We start from the raw sequence: 4851 nt of genomic DNA, 5'->3' as shown, positions 1-4851 counted from the left end.
GAGCTTTCTCCGCAGCAAACGGCACTTTTTCCGGGAGCTATTGAAATGCTGGATGAAATGAGAGCGGAAGATTATCGCTTGCACATCATTACAAATGGCTTCAAGGAAGTGCAGCATATCAAATTGGCAAAAAGCGGAATCAGCGAATATTTCGACATGGTTTTGTGTTCGGAAGAAATCGGGGTAACAAAACCGCACCGGGAAATTTTCCAGGAAGCACAACGCATTACGGAATGCAGCACCGAACATGCCATTATGATCGGGGACGATTTCAAAGCAGATATTATCGGTGCATTGAATGCAGGATGGACAGCAATCCATTTCGACCCGGAAGTCAAATTCAAGAAAGAACGCAATGTTCCGAGAATCCGGGAATTGGCGGAAATCCCAGCCGTTATAAACCTCTTGCCGATTGTTGGGAATTGAGATGTTTAGACTAAGAAAGCCAGGAATTAAGAGTCAAGACTGTTTTAATAAGGTTCTTGGATCAAGTCCTGACTCTTGTCTCTCGAAGTCTTTTAAATAAGCTTAAAGTCCTAAAATCCTGAAGTCTTAGCGTCTTAATATCTAAATTCCCTATCTTTGTACCTTCGCTGAAGCTTCAGCACAAGCGTTGCACCCTTAAATAAAATCGGATGTCATTTTCTTCTTTCGGCTTATCGCCTTTTTTACTTCAAGCTTTAAGCGAAATGAACTACGAACGTCCGACTCCTATTCAGGATCTGGCAGTTCCGGCAATTCTGACAGGGAAAGATGTTTTGGGGATTGCTCCGACGGGTTCAGGGAAAACAGCAAGTTATGTCTTGCCCATTCTGACGCAGCTTTCGAAAGAAAAAGAAGCAAAAAACCGGCATATTCAATCCTTGATTCTCGTTCCGACCCGTGAATTAGCGATCCAAGTAGAAGAAGTCTTCAAAATTTTTGCGCGTTCGTTTCCGATACCTTTAAAAATCAGGGCAGTTTACGGAGGAGTTTCGATCAATCCGCAAATGAAAGCCATGATGGGTGTTTCCATTCTGATTGCAACTCCGGGACGTTTGATCGAATTGGCAGAATCAAATGCGGTTCATTTGAGTGCTGTTAAATCAGTGGTTCTGGATGAAGCGGATAAATTGCTGAATTTAGGTTTCCAGGAAGAAATGCAGCGCATCATTGCATGGTTGCCGAAAAAGCGTCAGAACTTATTGTTTTCGGCGACATTAAACGATCAAGTTTCAGAAGTAAAGCAGATTTTGCTGCATGATCCGTTGGTGCTGAAGATCGAAACAGAAGAAGATTCGGTTGAGTTGATTCAGCAAACAGCATATCGCGTTTCCGATGCCCGTAAAGGACCTTTGCTGCGTTATTTGATTCGTTCCCGTAAAATGAAACAAGTATTGATTTTTACGAGTTCAACATTCAAGGCGGATCAGGTCGTGGAAAAATTGCGCAAGAATAACATCGACGCGCAAGCCATTCACAGTAAGAAAAGTCAGGATGCACGAAACAAAGTGCTTCGGAATTTCAAGGCCGGGCATTTGAAAGTATTGGTTGCAACGGATTTGATTTCCCGCGGAATTGACATCGAATTTTTGCCTTTCGTAATCAACTACGAATTGCCACGTTCTCCGAAAGATTATGTTCACCGGATCGGTAGAACAGGAAGGGCAGAATCAACCGGTGAAGCACTCACTTTTGTCACCCCGGAAGACGAACATCATTTTAAAATTATCCAAAAGAAAATGGGAAAACAGGTTCCGTTTGAAGAAACAGACGGATTGGATCTAAACGGTTTTTAATTCCCATTTCAAAATAAACAAACTCATGAAGCGCATTGCATCGTACAAAAAGCTCTTTCAGGTGGAAGAGGAAATCAGCTTGTCTCAATTAAAAATAACTTACCGCAAACTGGTGAAAGAATGGCATCCGGATAAATTTCAGGAAGACAATCCCTTGAAAGCAGAAGCGGAAAAACGAAGCCTGGAGATTATTGATGCATACCATTTCCTGGTGAGCATTGCGCCGGAAACGTTGGAGCAAAACCTGGAAGAATACCAGGAAACGATCAATACCTCCATGATTGCTGATTTTCACTACAAAGGCTTGACCTTGAAAGTGACTTTCCTGAACGGACAAGTATTTGAATATTTCGGTGTTCCCAATAACGTGTACAAGAAATTGAATCAATCGGCAACTCCGGAGCGTTTTGCCCGCCGGCACATCTTTTCGTCTCATACGTATCGCATGGCGAGTAAGGGAACGGTTGAGGCTTAATCGAAGAGCGAATTCAATCCCTTTTTTCCAAACGAAATGTAAAAGGAAGATTCATTTTCGAGTTGATGGGTTTTCCGTCGTGTTTTGCAGGTTTAAAAACCATTAATCCGACAACGCGGATTATTTCGGCATCTGCCAGAGGGCTGAGTGATTTCCTGATTTGTATGTTTTGAGTTCTTCCTAACGTGTCTACAGTGAATGATACGACTACTTTTCCTTCTATGCTGTCGGAAGGATAAATGATGTTTTCTTTAAAGAAATTCCGTATAGCAGAAATTCCCCCGGGATATTCAGGATAGTCGTCAATGATAACTCCTACGAGGACATTTTCATTTTCCCTGGAAACAGTGTCTTTACTGACGGAAGCAGGGAATTTAAAAGGATCGGTTTCTTCCTGCGCTTGAACATTTGTGGATAGTATTCCTATTCCAAATGTTAGTATGGTTGTGGCAGCCAATTGGCGGTAATTTTCATATCCTTTGGCAACTTGTTTTTCAGAAAAAATGCCGCAAATATTCTTGTTTGTTTCTCTTAGAAGGTCCAATTCTTCTGTTGACTTATTTCTGAAATCAATGATGGTGTGTTTGCAAGAACTGCAATGTTTTCCCAGGTCACATGAAGTCATGTTGTTGATGTCTTCTTTGCAGGGAAATGAAAAATGGATATTCCGGATAGGTGGCATGTGAAGATGTTGATGGATTAGGGTAAGTATATGGAAAAGAGTTGGATGATTTTATTTCATCTGGTAAATGGTAGTATTTACTGAGTCATCACATAATTTTATAAAATTATGTGATTTGTCTGTTTTTAGTGAGTTTGAAAAGGAGCTAGACGGACAATCCTTCAATATAATTCATAATCAGATTCAGCCTTTTTGGATCTAATACAATTTCATAATGATGCTGTTTGTAACGAATGTCTACCAATTTTGCGCGTTTCAATTTGTTTGTATGATTCATAATTGCTGTTGGACTTAGGTTCAGGATCAGAGCTAGATCCGTGTTTCTGCAAAACGGGTGTTGACTTAAGAGATCAACCATGCGTTTTCTTGCAGGGTGACCAATGGCGTCAAATAAGTACGTGATCTCAAATTCTTTTTCAGTGTAATTATTGTCTTTAATTGCTCCCATAAATAGTGGATTTTCTATTTAAGTTAGTGTAAAAGATCATTTAAAACAACGAATATTTCGGTTTTTTTTTCAATTTTATAAATTTATAAAATTGTGTGAAAAGTCCATTTTTACTGGAGATAAACTGTTTTTTTTATTTAAAACAACCAACAAACAGCGAAATTGAAATTCATATGGACAGAATACAAGCTCTTCCCAAAATTCATTAACTTTCCTGAAAAACAAGTAATGAAAAATCGAATCCTCTCTATTCATAACCTGATTTTCTTTGTGACTCTCTTTCTATTAACTGCGTGTCAGCAGGAAGCCGTAAACAAAGACATGAATTTCGATCAATACAAAGAAGCATTCGTACTGCGTTTGTGGGAAATGAATCCGTCCTGGGCCAGTAGCATCGGGTATCACAAATACGATTCCGTTTTGGTTGTGCCCAACAAAGCGCGACAAGAAAAAGAAAGCCGGTTTATTCAAAAGGAACTGGATCAACTCAAGCAATTTAATCCCGAAGAACTTTCGGAAGCAAATCAGATTGATTGGAAATTGATTAAAAATCATTTGGATGGCGCGGCCTGGGAGCAAACGTCGTTCAAATCTCGGGAATGGAATCCGTCTTCCTACAATGTGTGTGGAAGTTTCGCTGAAATGCTGGCGAATAATTATGCACCGCTGAATGAGCGCTTGAAAAACTTTTCCATTCGCCTGAAAAATGTTCCTGCTTACTACAAAGCCGCAAAAGAAAATATTCACAATCCAACTCTGGAACACACACAGTTGGCCATCGAACAAAATCGGGGCGGACTATCCGTTTTTACGACTGATTTACCGGAAAGTCTGAAGAAAAGTACCTTGAGCGAAGCGGAAAAAGCAACATTGATCAAAAGAAGTGAAGCCGCTCAGAAAGCGATTGAGGCATATGCAGCCTGGTTAGAGAAATTGCCGAATCCACATCCGCGAAGTTTCCGTTTGGGAAGAGAATTGTATGCGAAGAAATTTGAGTTCGATATTCAATCAGATAATTCTGCGAAGGAAATTTACCAACGTGCGCTTGCCCATAAAAAGGAATTGCATCAGAAGATGCTTCGGATTTCAAAGCAAATCTGGACGAAGCACATGGAGAAAAAAGCAATGCCGGAGAACGAATACGAATTGATCAAACAACTGATTGATCAGATTTCCCTGCAACATACGCAGCCGGAGAATTTCCAGAAAGAGATCGAAAAGCAAATTCCGGAATTAGAAAAATTCGTAAAAGCTAAAAACCTGATTTATTTGGATCCGAAGAAACCGTTGGTTGTTCGCAAAGAACCGGATTATATGGCCGGAGTTGCCGGAGCTTCGATTTCTGCTCCGGGTCCTTACGATAAGGGGGGAAATACCTATTATAACGTTGGGAGCATGAATGGCTGGCCGCCCGAAAAAGCAGAAAGTTATTTGCGTGAGTATAACGATTATGTTTTGCAGATTCTGA

General features: G+C 40.5%; 6 protein-coding genes. 4 read left to right on the top strand and 2 right to left on the bottom strand.

Annotation, left to right across the window (positions count from 1 at the left end; genetic code table 11):
• The 3 genes from Q1V93_RS04320 to Q1V93_RS04310 form a co-directional block, all read left to right on the top strand.
• Positions 1-426 (top strand): HAD-IA family hydrolase (locus Q1V93_RS04320; protein ID WP_300661960.1); only part of this gene is annotated, 426 nt, incomplete at its 5' end.
• Positions 427-635: 209 nt separating this feature from the next.
• Positions 636-1778 carry a DEAD/DEAH box helicase gene (locus Q1V93_RS04315; RefSeq protein ID WP_300661958.1) on the top strand — a complete coding sequence of 381 codons (1143 nt, stop codon included), beginning with the start codon at positions 636-638 and terminating at the stop codon, positions 1776-1778.
• A gap of 25 nt (positions 1779-1803) precedes the next feature.
• Positions 1804-2253 (top strand): KTSC domain-containing protein, encoded by a 450-nt coding sequence (locus tag Q1V93_RS04310; protein WP_300661955.1) that lies wholly within the window; start codon positions 1804-1806, stop codon positions 2251-2253.
• A gap of 13 nt (positions 2254-2266) precedes the next feature.
• Here the strand turns inward: Q1V93_RS04310 and Q1V93_RS04305 are convergent, their stop codons facing one another.
• Positions 2267-2935: an energy transducer TonB gene (locus Q1V93_RS04305; RefSeq protein WP_300661952.1), complete on the bottom strand. Its 669-nt coding sequence runs from the start codon at positions 2933-2935 to the stop codon at positions 2267-2269.
• A gap of 145 nt (positions 2936-3080) precedes the next feature.
• Positions 3081-3383, bottom strand: a complete 303-nt coding sequence (locus tag Q1V93_RS04300) for an ArsR family transcriptional regulator (RefSeq protein WP_300661950.1) — start codon at positions 3381-3383, stop codon at positions 3081-3083.
• A gap of 228 nt (positions 3384-3611) precedes the next feature.
• On the opposite strand from Q1V93_RS04300, the gene Q1V93_RS04295 reads away from it, so the two are divergent.
• The coding region (locus Q1V93_RS04295; protein WP_300661947.1) for a DUF885 family protein at positions 3612-4851 on the top strand (1240 nt) is incomplete at its 3' end.

It is taken from the genome of Fluviicola sp., from assembly GCF_030151805.1.
GTDB lineage: Bacteria > Bacteroidota > Bacteroidia > Flavobacteriales_D > Crocinitomicaceae > Fluviicola.
This window is presented reverse-complemented; position numbering and strand designations above follow the sequence as displayed.